Source organism: Sabulicella rubraurantiaca, assembly GCF_017355885.1.
Taxonomy (GTDB): domain Bacteria; phylum Pseudomonadota; class Alphaproteobacteria; order Acetobacterales; family Acetobacteraceae; genus Roseococcus; species Roseococcus rubraurantiacus.
Map to the genome: position 1 here is coordinate 199,089 of NZ_JAFEUU010000006.1, position 15,112 is coordinate 214,200.

Annotated in this window: 16 protein-coding genes; 7 read left to right on the forward strand and 9 right to left on the reverse strand. The window is 71.9% G+C overall.

Going from position 1 to position 15,112, the window contains the following annotated elements; translation table 11 throughout:
* Positions 1 to 121: 121 nt before the first annotated feature.
* Both JTJ31_RS12950 and JTJ31_RS12955 read right to left on the reverse strand, forming a co-directional pair.
* On the reverse strand, positions 122 to 883 hold the full coding sequence (locus JTJ31_RS12950; RefSeq protein WP_207539078.1) for a pseudouridine synthase: 762 nt from the start codon (positions 881 to 883) through the stop codon (positions 122 to 124).
* A complete protein-coding gene (locus JTJ31_RS12955) occupies positions 876 to 1,589 on the reverse strand; it encodes a gamma-glutamyl-gamma-aminobutyrate hydrolase family protein (protein ID WP_207539079.1) in 714 nt (237 codons plus the stop codon). Before JTJ31_RS12955 ends, JTJ31_RS12950 begins: the two co-directional genes overlap by 8 nt.
* A 157-nt stretch (positions 1,590 to 1,746) precedes the next feature.
* On the opposite strand from JTJ31_RS12955, the gene JTJ31_RS12960 reads away from it, so the two are divergent.
* Positions 1,747 to 2,178, forward strand: a complete 432-nt coding sequence (locus JTJ31_RS12960) for a nucleoside deaminase (RefSeq protein ID WP_207539234.1) — start codon at positions 1,747 to 1,749, stop codon at positions 2,176 to 2,178.
* Positions 2,179 to 2,182: 4 nt separating this feature from the next.
* Here JTJ31_RS12960 and JTJ31_RS12965 read toward each other — a convergent pair whose 3' ends face one another.
* From JTJ31_RS12965 to hpnA, 6 genes are all read right to left on the reverse strand, one after another.
* Entirely contained in the window at positions 2,183 to 2,557 is a 375-nt protein-coding gene (locus JTJ31_RS12965; protein WP_207539080.1) for a TSUP family transporter, read from the reverse strand.
* Between the two features lie 46 nt (positions 2,558 to 2,603).
* Positions 2,604 to 3,515 carry an isoaspartyl peptidase/L-asparaginase family protein gene (locus JTJ31_RS12970; RefSeq protein WP_207539081.1) on the reverse strand — a complete coding sequence of 304 codons (912 nt, stop codon included), beginning with the start codon at positions 3,513 to 3,515 and terminating at the stop codon, positions 2,604 to 2,606.
* Positions 3,516 to 3,548: 33 nt separating this feature from the next.
* Complete coding sequence (locus tag JTJ31_RS12975; protein WP_207539082.1) at positions 3,549 to 4,625, reverse strand: SDR family oxidoreductase; 1,077 nt, start codon at positions 4,623 to 4,625, stop codon at positions 3,549 to 3,551.
* Between the two features lie 55 nt (positions 4,626 to 4,680).
* Positions 4,681 to 6,657 (reverse strand): squalene--hopene cyclase, encoded by a 1,977-nt coding sequence (gene shc / locus JTJ31_RS12980; RefSeq protein WP_207539235.1) that lies wholly within the window; start codon positions 6,655 to 6,657, stop codon positions 4,681 to 4,683.
* 111 nt (positions 6,658 to 6,768) lie between these two features.
* Entirely contained in the window at positions 6,769 to 7,899 is a 1,131-nt protein-coding gene (locus tag JTJ31_RS12985) for a glycosyltransferase (RefSeq protein WP_207539083.1), read from the reverse strand.
* The gene (hpnA, locus tag JTJ31_RS12990) at positions 7,896 to 8,894 is read right to left on the reverse strand and encodes a hopanoid-associated sugar epimerase (RefSeq protein ID WP_207539084.1); all 999 of its coding nucleotides are present in this window, start codon (positions 8,892 to 8,894) and stop codon (positions 7,896 to 7,898) included. Before hpnA ends, JTJ31_RS12985 begins: the two co-directional genes overlap by 4 nt.
* 65 nt (positions 8,895 to 8,959) lie before the next feature.
* On the opposite strand from hpnA, the gene JTJ31_RS12995 reads away from it, so the two are divergent.
* Positions 8,960 to 9,550 carry an ABC transporter substrate-binding protein gene (locus JTJ31_RS12995; RefSeq protein WP_207539085.1) on the forward strand — a complete coding sequence of 197 codons (591 nt, stop codon included), beginning with the start codon at positions 8,960 to 8,962 and terminating at the stop codon, positions 9,548 to 9,550.
* Here the strand turns inward: JTJ31_RS12995 and JTJ31_RS13000 are convergent.
* A complete protein-coding gene (locus tag JTJ31_RS13000; RefSeq protein ID WP_207539086.1) occupies positions 9,536 to 10,432 on the reverse strand; it encodes an MlaA family lipoprotein in 897 nt (298 codons plus the stop codon). The genes JTJ31_RS12995 and JTJ31_RS13000 overlap by 15 nt on opposite strands.
* Before the next feature lie 47 nt (positions 10,433 to 10,479).
* Between JTJ31_RS13000 and hpnI the strand changes: the two genes are divergently transcribed.
* Genes hpnI through JTJ31_RS13025 form a run of 5 tightly spaced genes read left to right on the forward strand, consistent with a single transcriptional unit; the run spans position 10,480 to position 15,102 of the window.
* Positions 10,480 to 11,634, forward strand: coding sequence for a bacteriohopanetetrol glucosamine biosynthesis glycosyltransferase HpnI (gene hpnI / locus JTJ31_RS13005; protein WP_207539087.1), 1,155 nt, complete (start codon positions 10,480 to 10,482; stop codon positions 11,632 to 11,634).
* 4 nt (positions 11,635 to 11,638) lie between these two features.
* On the forward strand, positions 11,639 to 13,075 hold the full coding sequence (gene hpnJ / locus JTJ31_RS13010; protein ID WP_207539088.1) for a hopanoid biosynthesis associated radical SAM protein HpnJ: 1,437 nt from the start codon (positions 11,639 to 11,641) through the stop codon (positions 13,073 to 13,075).
* Positions 13,075 to 13,284, forward strand: a complete 210-nt coding sequence (locus JTJ31_RS13015; protein ID WP_207539089.1) for a hypothetical protein — start codon at positions 13,075 to 13,077, stop codon at positions 13,282 to 13,284. Before hpnJ ends, JTJ31_RS13015 begins: the two co-directional genes overlap by 1 nt.
* 19 nt (positions 13,285 to 13,303) lie before the next feature.
* On the forward strand, positions 13,304 to 14,143 hold the full coding sequence (gene hpnK, locus JTJ31_RS13020) for a hopanoid biosynthesis-associated protein HpnK (RefSeq protein ID WP_207539090.1): 840 nt from the start codon (positions 13,304 to 13,306) through the stop codon (positions 14,141 to 14,143).
* Positions 14,140 to 15,102, forward strand: a complete 963-nt coding sequence (locus JTJ31_RS13025; protein WP_207539091.1) for a lysylphosphatidylglycerol synthase domain-containing protein — start codon at positions 14,140 to 14,142, stop codon at positions 15,100 to 15,102. Before hpnK ends, JTJ31_RS13025 begins: the two co-directional genes overlap by 4 nt.
* Positions 15,103 to 15,112 lie beyond the last annotated feature (10 nt).

Below are 15,112 nucleotides of genomic sequence, written 5' to 3' on the forward strand. Positions count from 1 at the left end.
CGCGGTCTCCGGCCGCTTGGCTTGCGCGCGGCCACCTTTGCACCGGCTGCGCAGTGTGTCGGGGCGCGGCTCGGCCTTTGGCCCGCTCGGCGGACCTTGCCTGCCGCTGGACAATGCGGCGTCACCCGCGCCGCCTGACCGGCGCGGCAAGGCCCAGTTGCTCGCGCAGCACCTTGGGGTTCACCTCCTCCACCGCGCCCTCGGGCAGGGTGCCCAGCTGGAAGGGACCGTAGGCGACACGGATCAGCCGCGAGACCTGCAGGCCCAGGAAGCTCATCACCCGGCGCACCTCACGGTTCTTGCCCTCGTGCAGCGCCACGGTCAGCCAGGAATTGTCGCCCTTGCGGCTGTCCAGCCCGGCCTCGATAGGGGCGTAGCGCACGCCCTCCACCGTCACGCCCCTGGCCAGCGCCGCCAGCGCCCGCTCATCGACCGGGCCGAAGACGCGCACGCGGTAGCGCCGCACCCAGCCCTGGCTCGGCAGTTCCAGGCGGCGTGACAGGGCGCCATCATTGGTCAGCAGCAGCAGCCCCTCGGAGTTGAGGTCCAGCCGCCCGACCGAGATCAGCCGCGGCAGGCCCGGCGGCAGCCGCTCGAAGACGGTGGGGCGTCCCTCCGGGTCGCGATGCGTGGTCATGAGGCCGGCGGGCTTGTGGTAGCGGAACAGCCGCGTGCGCTCCGGCTCGTGCACCGCGCGGTCATCCACCTGCACCAGATCCTCCGCCCCCACGAAGGTGGCGGGCTGGGTGACCAGCTTGCCGTTCAGCTTCACCCGCCCCTCGGCGATCAGCCGCTCCGCATCGCGGCGTGAGGCGACGCCGGCGCGGGCCAGCCACTTCGCGATGCGCTCGCCGCGTTCGGTCTCCGGTGCGTCCTCAGCCACGGCAGGCTTCCACGAAGGCGCGCAGGATGAGGGGGTCGGCCGGGTCCACCGCGTATTCCGGGTGCCACTGCACGCCGAGGGCGAAGCGGTGGCGCGGCGCCTCGATCCCCTCGATCAGCCCGTCCGGGGCGCGGGCATTCACCACCACACCCTCCGGCACATCGCGCACCGCCTGGTGATGCGCGGAGTTCACCGCCATGCGCGCCCGGCCGGTGACGCGCGCCAAGAGCGTGCCGGGCGCAACCTCGATGTCATGCCCAGGCTCGGTGCGGGGGTTGGGCTGCTCGTGCGGGATCTCGCTCGGCGATTCGTCGGGGATGTGCTGGATCAGCGTGCCGCCCAGCGCCACGGCCAGCAATTGCTGTCCGCCGCAGATGCCCAGCACCGGCATGTCCCGCTGGAGGGCCGCGCGCGTCGCGGCGATCTCGAAATCGGTACGGCCGGGCTTCAGCGTGGCCTTGGGATGCAGGGGTTCCTTGCCCCACAGCGCGGGGTCCACGTCGAAGGCGCCGCCCGTCACCAGGAGGCCGTCCAGCGTCCCGAGATAGTCCGCGGCCAGTTCCGGCGCGTGGGGCAGGGCAACGGGCAGGCCGCCCGCCTCGATGACGGAGGTGAAATAGTTCTGCCGCAGCGCATACCAGGGCAGCTTCGACCAGCCGCCCGCGGGTTCGCTATCCAGCGTCAGGCCGATGATGGGGCGTTTCATGCGCCGTGGTTACGCGGCGGCTTCCCCCGCGTCCAGCATCACGGCACAAGCCAAGCGCGATGTCCCGTGGACCCAGTTCCGACAAGCGGCCGGAGGGGCCGAGCAGCCTGCCCGGCGACCGAGGGCGCGGAGGCATAGCCTCTGTGCGGCCACGATGATGGACCTTGCGCTGGAGGAGGCACGCGACGCCGCCCGGCGCGGCGAGGTGCCGGTGGGCGCGGTGGTGAGCGACGCACGGGGCCGCGTCCTCGCCCGCGCCGGCAACCGCGTGGAGGAATGGCGTGACCCCGCGGCCCATGCCGAGATGCTGGCGCTGCGCGAGGCGGCGCGCGCCCTGGGCGACAAGCACCTTCTCGGCTGCACCCTCACCGTGACGCTGGAACCCTGCCCGATGTGCGCCGCTGCCAGCTCTCTGTTCCGGGTGCGCCGCGTGGTGTTCGGCGCCTATGACCCGAAATCCGGCGGGGTAGAACACGGGGCGCGCGTCTTCGCCCACCCGCAATGCCATCACGTGCCGGAAGTCGTGGGCGGCGTGCGCGAGGCGGAGAACGCGGCGCTGCTGCGGGAGTTCTTCGCGGGGTTGCGTTAGGCCCTCAGCGCAGCGCGGCCAGCAGGTTTCGCGCCGCCAGCAGCGACACTACCACGCCCACCAGCAGCAGCGTACGCGGCGACAAGTGCTGCACCACCAGCGCCGCGAGCACGCCGCCCAGCACCAGCCCGGCGATGACCGGCCAGAGCGACAGTCCCACGGTGAAGATGAAGGTGGCGGTCACCGCCGTGGTGACGAAGAACTCGGCGAGGTTGGCGGAGCCGACGGCTTTGCGTGGCGCATCGCCCTTGCCCAGCAGCGTCGAGGTGACGGTGGAACCCCAGCCGCCGCCGCCCATCGCATCCACGATCCCGCCGAAGAGGCCCAGCACCTCACCTGCCAATCCGGCATCGCCACGGGAGCGACAGATCCCCATCATGGCGGGTCTCCGCGAGGACATCCCGCTCTGGCAGATTGGCGGCCGATCAGTCGCAGAAGATGGCGACCTCCGGTGCATCACCCTCGCGCCACGCGCCGCGATACATGCCCGCCGTGTTGAAGGGCAGGGCGAAGCTGCCCGCCGCATCCACCGCAATAAGCCCGCCCGAGCCGCCCGCCTCCGGCACTGCCTGCTCGACGACGAAGCGCGTCGCCTGCTCCAGCGTCTCGCCGGCGAGGCGCATCCGGGCCGCCACCTCATGCGCGGCGGCGCAGCGCAGGAAGGCCTCGCCCGTGCCGGTGCAGGACACGGCGACGCGAGGGTCGGCCCAGGTCCCGGCGCCGATCACCGGGCTGTCGCCCACCCGCCCCGGACGCTTATTGGTCATGCCGCCGGTGGAGGTCGCAGCGGCCAGCGCACCGGTCGCGTCGCGTGCCACCGCGCCGACCGTGCCGGTGCGTCCGTCATGGTCCAGCACCAGCTCCCCGCTCTGCTGCGCCTTTTCCAGCTGCGCCAGGCGGTGCGGCGTGACGAAGTAGCCCGGATCGGCCATGACGAGGCCGCATTCGGCGGCGAGATCGTCCGCCGCCTCGCCCTGCAGCAGCACGTGCTTCGTGTGGCGCATCACCGCCTGGGCGGCGCGCACCGGGTTGCGGATGCGGCGCGCCCCGGTGATGGCACCTGCGCGCCCATCGTCCAGCATCAGCGCTGCGTCCAGCTCGGCATGGCCGGCGGCGGTGAGGGTGGCCCCGTGCCCGGCATTGAAAAGGGGAGAATCCTCCATGCTGGCAACGGCGGCGAGGACCGCCTCCTCTGCCGCACCACCCTCGCGCAGCACGGCGGCACCCGCTTCCAGCGAGGCGTGCAGCGCGTCGCGATACGCCTGCTCCTTCTCCGCATTCATCTCCGCGCGAGCAATCGTGCCCGCGCCGCCATGGATGGCGATGGTCCAGCCCATGAATTCTCCTCGGCGATCCTGTGTGCCCGCGACCTATTCCGCGGCCATTCCCGTAGGGCGCGGCGCGGTCCGGCGCCAGCCGCGCCCCGAGCCGTGGCTGCTGCCGCGCCGGCTCTGCTGGAACAGCAGCAGCGCCGCCGCACCGGCCACTCCGGCCGTCGCCACGGCCAGCGGGTTCATCTGCATCTCCAGCAGCAGCGAGGTGCGGCGCGGCGCCGGGCCGGACAGGGAGGAGGTTTCGGCCAGATCCTCCTTCGGCTGGTAGAGGTTGTCGCGCCGCGTCGCGCGGCCGGGATCGTCGGATTCCTGCGTGGGCCGCGCGAGGGCCACCATCGCCATGTCGGTGAGTGCAGGGAAAAGCTTGCCCATCCAGGCGACCGCCGCGCCACCGCCGCCCACGGTCAGGTCGCGCACCGGATGGGTGCAGGCATGCAGGATGGCCCGCGCCACCACGCGCGGATGATAGGACGGAGGCGGGTTGCGCGTGCCTGGCGCGCCGGTGAGGTTGCGCGCGTGCTCCATGTAGGGCGTGTCGATCGGGCCGGGCTTGATCAGCGTGATCGAGGCGCGGGAGCCATCCATGCGCGCCTCCATCCGCAGCGTGTCCGTGATCGCCTTCACTGCGAATTTCGCCGCCGAATAGGGGCCCTGCAGCGCGATCGCCCGCTCGCTGAGCACGGAGCCGATATTGACCAGCGCGCCGCCCCGGTCCTTCAGGTGCCGCAGCGCGACGAGCGAGCCGTGCAGCGTGCCCCAATAGACCACGTCGAAGAGGCGCTTCTGGTCCTCGATCGGCGTCTCGTCCACGCGGCCGTAGATGAAGGCGCCGGCGTCGTTCACCCAGGAATCGATGCGGCCGAAATGCTGCAGCGCCAGCGCCGCCGCGCGCTCATGCGTCGCCGGATCCGCGACGTCGCCGGCCAGGGCCTGCGCCTCGGTGCCCTTGGCGCGCAACTCCTCCGCCAGGGTTTCCAGCGCATCGCGGTTGCGGGCAACGAGGATCAGCTTTGCACCCTGCTCGGCGGCCATGCGGGCGGTGGCGAGGCCAATGCCGGAGGAGGCGCCCGTCAGGACGATCACCTGACGGGAAAGCTGCTTGAGATGGGGCATGGTCGCGGTCCCTCGAGAGGTTCCGCGACTCAACACGCCCCGGCGTCGGGAGTTGTTAGAGCCCCACCCCGACGCGCCGCGTGTTGGACTGGCGCAGGTTTCGCAGCCGCGCCAGGGCCCAGAGCGGGAAGATCCGCCGGTAGCCGTGGTAGCGAAGGTAGAAGACGCGCGGGAAGCCGGTGCCCGTGTAGTCCTCCTCCGGCCAGCCGCCATCGGGGCCCTGCCGCGACATCAGCCATTCGGCGCCGCGCGCCACCGCCGGGTGGTCCGCCTCGCCCGCCGCCATCAGCCCCAGGATCGCCCAGGCGGTCTGGCTGGCGGAGGAGGGGGCGGGAAGCGGCGCATCCGGCCGCGTGCCGCCGCGCGCGGGATAGGACATCCCGTCCTCGCCCCAACCGCCATCCGCGTTCTGCCGGGCAACGAGCCAGGACACGGCGCGGCGGATCGCCGGGTGGGCGTGCGGCAGTCCGGCCGCGTTCAGCGCCGTCAGCGCCGACCAAGTGCCATAGACGTAGTTCACGCCCCAGCGCCCGTACCAGGAGCCGTCGGCCTCCTGCTCGCGCAGCAGGTACTCGATGGCGTTGCGGCTCGCCGCCTCGTCGCCGCGGCCCAGCTGCGCCAGCATGGCGAGGCAGCGCCCGGACACGTCGGCGGTGGGCGGGTCGAGCAGTGCGCCATGGTCGGCGAAGGGGATGTGGTTCAGGTAGTGGAAGGTGTTGTCGGCGTCGAAGGCCCCCCAGCCGCCGCCGCGCGACTGCATCCCCACCGTCCAGTCCACCGCACGGTTCACCGCGCCATTCATGGCGGCCGAGCCCTCGCCCGTCTCGCGGCGATAGCGGTCCATGGCCAGCACCACCACGGCGGTGTCGTCCACGTCCGGATAGTGCGCGTTCTCGTACTGGAAGGCCCAGCCGCCCGGCTTCAGCTCCGGACGCTGCCAGGACCAGTCGCCCACCGTGTCGCGGATCTCCTTGGAGAGCAGCCAGTCGAGGCCCTGGCGGACCTCCTGCTCATGCCCGCCCGCCTCCAGCAGCGCGTGGGAGGACAGGGCGGTGTCCCAGACCGGCGAAAGGCAGGGCTGGACATAGGTCTCGCCATCCTCGCGCTCCTTCACCAGCTTCTCGACCGACCGCCAAGCGGTGACGACGCGCGGGTCGTCCTTCGGCACGCCGAGGCAGTGATACATCATCACCGCATTGGCCATGGCCGGGTAGATCGCGCCCAGCCCGTCCTCGCCGTTCAGGCGTTCGGTGACGAAGCGCTCGCAGGCCGCCTCGGCGCGGGCGCGGTGGGTGCGCGGGAAGATGGAGCGGGCGCGGTGCAGCGCCGCGTCCAGACCCTTGAACAGGGAGGACCATGGCTCCTGCTGATGGGCGCCGCCGGGCCATTCCTTCACCTGTTCGGGCGGCGTGCGGAACAGCTCGGCGATCGTGGCGCCGGTCGGGTTCGCCGCCACCGGGCGATGCGCCATCACCACGGTCAGCGGCACCACCACCGTCCGCGCCCAGTAGGAGATCTTGCTGATGTGGAAGGGGAACCAGCGCGGCAGCAGCATGATCTCGGGCGGCATCATCGGCACCGCGCGCCAGGGCACCGCGCCGAAGATGGCCAGCGTCGCACGGGTGAAGACGTTGGACTTCTCCGCCCCGCCGGCGGCCAGGATCGCCTCGCGCGCGCGGACCATGTGCGGCTCGTCGGCACGGTCGCCGATCAGCTTCAGCGCGAGATAGGCCTTCACCGAGCAGGAGACGTCTAGCGGCCCGCCATGGAAGAGCGGCCATCCGCCATGATCGGCCTGGATGCGGCGCAGGTAGCGGCCGATCGCCGCCTCCCGCTCCGGCTGGATGTTGCCGAAGAAGTGATGGAGCATCAGGTATTCGGCCGGGATGGTGGCATCCGCCTCCAGCTCGAACACCCAATGCCCGTCCGGCCTCTGATGCGCCAGCAGGTGGTCGGCAGCGGAACGGATTGCGCGGTCCAGCGCGTCGCCGGCCGCCACCCCCCCGGTGGCGGAACCGGCCGTCTGGGACATCATCTTCACGTCGTTGACCTCATCCCCACGGATCGGTGGCTTCCCCAAGCCGCCTGGATACAGTTGCAGGCCCGGGCAAGGAAGCGCGTATCTCGCTGATTTGCCATGTGTTCATGTGCGGGACAGGGTTTCGCCCTTCCACAGCCCGCCCCGCCCGGCCCATTCGGCGCGGGCGGAATCCAGGGTGAAGAGGAGATAAGTCCCTGCCACCAACGGCAGGGCGAAGCCACGCAGCGGCGACAGGCCGAAGCGGCGCAGCATCGGCGCGAAGGACAGGGCCATCATCCCCCAGGCCAGCAGCCCGATCCACCGCGCCGCCCCTTCCGCAAAGATCGCCAGCAGCGGCGGCACGAGGAAGACCAGCACCATCGCCGCCACCATGCCGAGCAGAATGGCGGGATTGTAGCCCAGCTGCGCATAGGCGGTGCGCGCCACCATGGCGCGGATGGTGCCGATGTCATCATAGGCGCGCAGCGACCGCACCCGCTCCGTCAGCCCGAGCGAGAGCCGCCCGCCGCCCCGCTTCATCAGCCCGGCCAAGGCGCAATCGTCGATGATGCGGCCCCGGATGGGCGCCAGCCCGCCTCGCGCCTCAAAGGCATCGCGGCGCAGAAGCACGCAGCCCCCGGCCGCGGCGGCGGTGCGGGCGCGCGGGTTGTTGCTCCATCGGAACGGATACAGCATGGCGAAGAAGAAGACGAAGGCCGGGATCAGCCACCGCTCCGCCGCGCTCTCGCAGCGCAGACGCGCCATCAGGGAGACGAGGTCCAGCCGCCCCTGCTCCATGCGCTGCACGAGGCGGCGCAGGCTGTCCGGGTCGTGCACGATGTCGGCATCGGTGAAGAGGATACGCGAATGGTCCTCGCCCGCGACGGCTCCCAACCCCTGGCGCAGCGCGTTCAGCTTGCCGGACCAGCCGGGCGGCCGCTCGCCGCCCGTCACCACGCGCAGGCGCTCATCCCCGGCCGCCTGCGCCAGCGCGCCCGTGCCGTCGGAGGACCGGTCATCCACCACCACGATGCGGAGCCGCCCGGGATAATCCTGCGCGCAAAGACTCGCGACCGTCGCGGCGATGGTCTCCGCCTCGTTGCGCGCCGGAATAATGGCGCAGACAGCGGGCCATTCCGCCGGGTCGGGCAGGGAGGCGGCATCGCGGTCGTCGTCGCGCGCCAGCCAGAAGAAGCCGCGCCCGAAGAGCAGCACGACCCAGGCCAGCAGCGCCGCCAGCGCCAGCACCGTCATCGGGCGAGCATCCCGGCCTCGCGGAACCAGGCGATGGCGTCGCGCACCCCTTCCTGCCAGGGCCGCGCGGTGAAGCCGAACACGCGCTGCGCCTTGGACGGATCGAAGAACATCCGGGTCCGCGCCATGCGCAGCCCGTCCAGGGTGAGCATCGGCTCCGCCCCCGTCACCCGCGCCGCCGCCTCCGCCACCCAGGCCAGCGGGAAGAGCGGGGCGCGCGGCAGCCGGAAGGGCGGGCGACGGCCGCATTCCGCCGCGATGAAGCGCAACATCTCCGCAAGGGTCACGTCCTGCCCGCCCAGGATGTGCCGCTCGCCCACCGCGCCGCGGTCCAGCGCCGCCACCACCCCCGCCGCGCAGTCACGCACATGGACGAGGTTCAGCCCGGTCTCGACATAGGCGGGCATCTTGCCGCGCGCCGCTTCCAAGATCACGCGGCCCGTAGGGGTAGGGCGGCGGTCATAGGGGCCGATGGGCGTGGAAGGGTTCACGATCACCGCCGGCAGCCCCTCCTCGCGCACCAGGGCCTCGACCACGCGCTCCGCCTCGGTCTTGCTGCGCTTATACGGGCCGATCGCCTCGTCGGGCTTCGCCGCATCCGCCTCGGTGGCCGGAAGCCCGTCCGCGCGGGGCTTCAGCGTCGCGACGGAGGAGACATGGACGATGCGCCGCACCCCCGCCTCCAGCGCCGCGCGCATCAGCGCCTCCGTGCCTTCCACGTTCACTGCCCGCATCCGCTCGGGATCGGGCACGAAGATGCGGTAATCGGCGGCGGCGTGGATCACCGCATCCACCCCCGCCACCGCGCTGCGCAGCGAGTCCCGGTCGGTCAGCGACCCCGTCGCCCAGTCGAGTTCCAGCCCTGACAGCGTGTCGCGCGGCGTGCCCTGGCGCACGAAGGCGCGGACGCGATGCCCGGCGGCGAGGAGTTCCCGCGCCAGGGACGCGCCGAGGAAGCCGGTCGCGCCGGTGAGCAGGATGATGGAAGGCGGCATGGCAGGGTTCTGGCAAGGGAGGTTTCCCTCGTCCAGCCACGGGCGGCCCCCTATATACCGCCCCCATGACGACGCGACGCACCCTCCTTTCCGCCGCCGCCCTCATGCCGCTGCCCGCCCTGGCGCAGGGGGCAGACCCCGTCGCAGTGGTCGAGCGCTTCCACGCAGCGCTGCTGGCGGTGATGCGCGACGCGCAGCGCCTGGGCGCGCGCGGCCGCTACGACCGGCTTTCCAGCCCAATGCAGCAGAGCTTCGACCTCGCCGCCATGACGCGCATCGCGGTCGGCCCGTCCTGGAACGGCTTCGGCGCGGCGGAGCAGCAGGCGCTGACCGAGGCCTTCTCCCGCTGGTCCGTCGCGACCTATGCCGCGCGCTTCGACGGGTATGCGGGTGAAAGCTTCACCACCACCGGCATCCAGGCCTTGCCCAATGGCGACGTGCTGGTCCGCACCAGCCTGAACAGGACAGGCGGGCAGGATCCGGTGGTGCTGTCCTACCTGGTGCGGCGCGGCCGCATCGTGGATGTCTACCTGACCGGCACGATCAGCGAGCTGGCCTCGCGCCGCTCGGAATTCTCGGGAATCCTGCGGGATGGCGGGCCGACGCGCCTCACCAACGAGCTGAACGCCCGCTCGGCGCGGCTATTGGGGGCGTGACCCCCGCCGCGCGCTGCCGGCCCCGCCCGGCGCCGCGCGGAACACGCTGAACCCTTCCCCGGGCTGCGCGGCCGCAGGAGGCGCGGCGGAAGGCGCCTCGCCCGGGTCGTCCAGCAGCACCGGCATCAGCGGCCCCGCGCCGGGCAGCGCGGCATCCGGATCGTCCAGCGTCTGCACCGCGCCCGTCCCGGCCGAGGTGCGGCCCAGCTCCGCGTCGCGCCGCTGCCGCACCACGGAGCGCAGGCGCGCGTAGAAATCCAGGCTGTCGGCGCGCAGCGCGTCCAGGTTCTCGATATTCTCGGCGCGAAGGTCGAGCCCGCCCAGCACGCCGCGCCCCACCCCGACCAGGGTGTTCACCGTGCTGCCCATGATGAAGCCGCCGGCAACGCCGACCGGGTTGGCCAGAGAGTCCACGCCCTGGCCCACCGCGTCGCGCAGGTGGCTCGGCCCGAGCACAGGCAGCATGAGATACGGCCCATCCGGCACGCCATAGACGTGAAGGGTCTGGCCGAAATCCGCCGGGCGCTCCGTCGCGCCGCCCAGCGTCGCCACGTCGAAGATCCCCAGCAGCCCCGCGGTGCTGTTGATGTAGAAGCGCATCAGCGTCTGCCCGGCATCGAGGAAGCGGGCCTGCAGCAGGTTGTTGGTGAGGATGACCGGCTGGTTCAGGTTGTTCAGCACGTTGCGGATGCCGGTCCGCACCGGGGCGGGCAGCGCGGCGCGGTAGGCTTCCGCTGCCGGGCGGATCACCGCCTCGTCCAGCCCTTCGTTGAACTGGAGGACCTGCCGGTTGGCCGGCTCGAACGGGTCCGCCGGATCGCCGCCGGGCGCGGGGTTGGTGGCGCAGGCGGCGAGCAGCAACAGGAGGGGGAGGAGGCGCATGTCGGCCCCACCCTACCAAAGCGCGGTGACGCGCGCGATGGTGGGGCGTGACCGTCCTCGCTGTCCTCTTTTCCCTCCTGGCCCTTGTCGGTGCCGGCCAGGCGGTCGCCGCGCGCCGTGCCCTGCGACGTCTGGCCGGGTCGCCCTTGCCCACTTCGCCCGCCCTGCCGGCCTCGGTGCTCAAGCCGCTGCACGGCGCGGAGCCGGGGCTGGAGGAAGGGCTGCGCGCCAGCTTCGGGCAGCGCCATGAAGCGCCCTTCGAGGTGCTGATGGCGGTGGCCGACCCGGCCGACCCGGCGCGCCCGGTGGCGGAGGCTGCGATCGCCGCCGGCCCGGCGCCGGGCCGCCTGCTGGCGGGCGGGGCGGTGCTGGGATCAAACCGGAAGGTGTCGCAGCTTGTCCACCTCGAGGCGGCGGCATCGCACCCCATCCTGGTGGCGGCGGATGCGGATATGCTCTGCCCACCCGAGTGGCTGACCGCCGTTTCCGCGCCCCTGGCCGACCCATCCGTGGGCCTCGTCACCTGCCTCTACCGGGGCGAGGCGCGGCGGGACACGGCCTGGGCGCGCCTCGCCGCGCTGGGCATCGACTGGCATTTCCTGCCCAATGCCGCCCTCGGCGAGGCGCTGGGCAAGGCCCAGGGCTGCTACGGCGCCACGGTGGCGCTGCGGCAGGAGACGCTGGAGCGGCTGGGCGGGTTCCGCGACTTCCTCGACCTGCTGGCCGATGACCACGCCCTGGGCGCGGCGGTGCGCCGCCTGGGGCTGCGCGTCGTCGTCTCCCCCGTGCTGCCCGGCCATGCCATGACGGAAACCTCACTGGCGGAACTGTGGCGGCACGAGCTGCGATGGGCCCGCACCGTGCGGCTGCTGAACCCGGCGGGCTATGCCGGGCTGCTCTTCACCCACCCCTTGCCCTGGGCGCTTCTCGCCCTTGCGCTGGCACCGGGCGCCCTGATGGCGGGCGTGCTGGGGGCGGCGCTGGGGGCGCGGCTCTTCCTTGCCACGGGGGTTGACCGGGCGCTGGGGCGGCGGCTCTGCATCCGGCGTCTTACGACCTTACCGATTCGCGACTTGCTTTCGGCCGCCATCTGGGCCACGGCATGGGGAACGGGGCGGGTGGACTGGCAAGGCCGGCGCTACGCCCTCTCGGCCAAGGGTCGCATGACCGAGGCCGGGTCCCCACGCCACCGAGGTTCCTGATCGCATGATGCGCACCCTGTTCCTGCAGGCCCCCTCCTTCGACGGCTTCGACGGCGGCGCCGGCGCGCGCTACCAGGCGCGGCGCGAGATCAAGAGCTTCTGGTTCCCCACCTGGCTCGCCCAGCCCGCCGCCCTCGTTCCCGGCTCCAAGCTGGTGGACGCCCCGCCCCACGAGCAGAGCCTCGCCGATGTTGCCGCCATGGCGCGCGACTACGACCAGGTGGTGATGCACACCTCCACCCCCTCCTTTGCCTCCGACGTGCGGGTGGCGGAGGCGCTGAAGGGCGCGAACCCGTCGCTCAAGGTCGGCATGATCGGCGCCAAGGTGGCGGTGCAGGCGGAGGAATCCCTGCGCGACGCGCCGGTGGTGGACTGGGTCGCCCGCAACGAGTTCGACTTCACCGTGAAGGACGTGGCCGAGGGGATCGATTTCTCCGCCATCAAGGGCCTGTCCTTCCGCAACCGCGACGGCGTCATCGTCCACAACGAGGACCGGCCGGTGCTGGAGGACATGGACGCGCTGCCCTTCGTGTCCGAGGTGTACAAGCGCGACCTCGACTACACAAAGTACTTCATCGGCTACCTGAAGCACCCTTACGTCAGCTTCTACACCGGGCGCGGTTGCAAGAGCCGCTGCACCTTCTGCCTCTGGCCGCAGACCGTGGGCGGGCATCGCTACCGCACCCGCTCCGTCGGCCACGTGCTGGAGGAGATCCGCTACATCCAGGCGAACTTCCCGGGCGTGAAGGAGATCTTCTTCGACGACGACACCTTCACCGACAACCTGCCCCGCGCGGAGGAGATCGCGCGCGGCCTGGGCAAGCTGGGCGTCACCTGGTCCTGCAACGCCAAGGCCAACGTGCCGCGCGAGTCGCTGAAGGTAATGCGTGACAACGGGCTGCGCCTGCTGCTCGTCGGCTATGAGAGCGGCAATCAGCAGATCCTGCACAACATCAAGAAGGGCATGCGGGTCGAGGTCGCGCGCAAATTCACCAAGGACTGCCACGAGCTCGGCATCGCCATCCACGGCACCTTCATCCTCGGCCTGCCGGGCGAGACCAAGGAGACGATCGAGGAGACGATCCGCTTCGCGATCGAAACCAACCCGCACACCATCCAGGTGAGCCTTGCCGCGCCCTATCCCGGCACCTTCCTGTACGACCAGGCGGCGCGCGAGGGCTGGCTGGACATCGCGAACACCGACTACGTGGACGCGCACGGCGTGCAGATCGCGCCGCTGCACTACCCGCACCTGACGCACACCGAGATCTTCGACAGCGTGGAGAGCTTCTACAAGCGCTTCTATTTCCGCGTGCCGAAGATCGCGAGCATCTGCGGCGAGATGGTGCGCGACCGGCAGATGCTGGTGCGCCGCCTGCGCGAGGGCGTGGAGTTCTTCCGCTTCCTGAAGGAGCGCAACGCCGGCAAGGCGGCGGCCTGATGGGCGAGAGCTTCGACCAGGTGCTCGGGCGCGTGCCCGAGCCCTACCAGACCGCCCTGGTCGAGGTGTGCGACACGGCCGATCTCTGCCGCCGCTGGTTCCAGGACAAGGGAATGCAGGCGAGTGCCGCCGACATCGTCGCCCTGACGGCGCTCGTCATGGTCGAAGCCGCGCGCGTGCGGGCCGAGAAGCGCGACTCCGCCAGCTAGAGGCCCGGTCCCGCCGGACGTGACTCCCCGCCTGATCTTCACCGCTGACGACCTTGGCCTCGCCGCCGAGGTGAACGAGGGCATCGAGCGCGCCCATCGCGAGGGCGTGCTGACGGCCGCCTCGCTCATGGTGGGCGAGGCGGGGTTCGAGGAAGGCGTGCGCGTCGCCCGTGCCAATCCCGGCCTCGCGATCGGGCTGCACCTGACGCTGACGGATGGGCACCCGGTGCTGCCCGCCGCGCGCATCCCCTCGCTGACGCAGAAGAACGGCCGCTTCCGCGACGACATGGCGGCACTCGGCCTCCTCCTCGCCCTGTCGCGCGAGGCGCGGGCGGAACTGGCGGCCGAGGTGGCTGCGCAGCTGGCCCGCTTCAGCGAGACGGGGCTGCGCTGCGACCATGTCAACGCCCACAAGCACTACCACCTGCACCCGCATATCGCGGCGGCGCTGATGCAGGCGGCCGCCGGGGCCGGGGTGCGCGCCATCCGCCTGCCCAACGAGGATCCTTCCCTGCCGCGCGCCGCTGACCCGTCGAGCCCCAGGCTGCCCTCGGCGCTGCTGAACAGCTGGGTCGCCGTGCTGCGCAAGCGCGCGCGCAACTGGAACCTCGCCGCGCCGGACCGCGTGCTGGGCTTCGCCTGGTCCGGCGCCTTCACCGCCGAAAGGCTGCGCGCCGTCCTGCCCCTGCTGCCGGGGGGCGTGACGGAGCTCTATTTCCATCCCGCCACGCGCGGCGGCTTCGCCGGCTCCGCCCCCGGCTACCGCTACACGGAGGAACTGGCGGCGCTGACCGATGCGCGGGTGCGCGAAGCGGTGTCGGGCCTGCAGCGCGGCGGCTACGCGGCGATGCTGGGGTGAATCGCCTCGGGCTGATCCTGGCGCTGGGCGGCTTCGCCCTCGCCGTGGCGGTGATCGCCGCGCAGGACCTTTCGGCGGTGGGTGCGTTGCTCGCCGCCGCGGGGCCTGGGCTCGTGCTGGTCGCCTTGGCCCATCTGCCTTCCATGGTGCTGAACGCCTGGGCCTGGGCGGTGCTGATGCCGGGCCGCACCCGTCCCTCCCTGCTGGCGATGACCTTCAATGTCTGGGTGCGGGAAAGCGTGAACGGCCTCCTGCCCGTCGGCCGCATTGGCGGGGAACTGGCCTCGTTCCGCCTGCTGCGGGGCCAGGGCGTGCCGCCTGCCCCGGCGGCGGGCGGCCTGCTGATGGACGTGGCGCTGTCCATCCTGTCGCAGCTGGCCTTCGCCCTGCTGGGCCTCGCCCTGCTGGCCGCCGGGGGCGGGGCGGTGGGCTGGGGCGGGCTGCTGCTGGGCTTCGCGGGTGGGGCGGCGCTGGGCGGGTTGTTCATCGCCGCGCAGCGCCTCGCGCTGTTCGGCCGGATGGCGGCCGGGCTGAACCGCATCGCCGCCGGGCGGCTGGAAGCCTTCGCGGCCCACTCCGCGCGCATGGACCGCTATGTGCGCCGCGCCTGGCGCCGGCCGCGCGCCATCGCCCTGTGCTTCCTGTGGCAGTTCGTCGCCTGGGTGGCCGGGGCACTGGAGATCTGGACCGCCTTCCAGGTGCTCGGCGCCGATCTCGGCTTTGCGGAGGCGCTGGTGATCGAGGCGCTGATCCAGGCCCTCTCCTCCGCCGCCTTCCTGGTTCCCGGCGCGCTGGGACTGCAGGAGGCGGGGTTCATCGGCCTCGGCGCGCTGGTCGGGCTGGACCCTGCCACCTCGGCGGCGCTGGCGGTTTCCCGCCGCTTGCGCGACCTCCTGCTCTATCTGCCGGGTCTCGCGGCCTGGGCCTTGTGGGAACGTCGGGGCGGCAACCCCGCCTGAACCCAGCCGT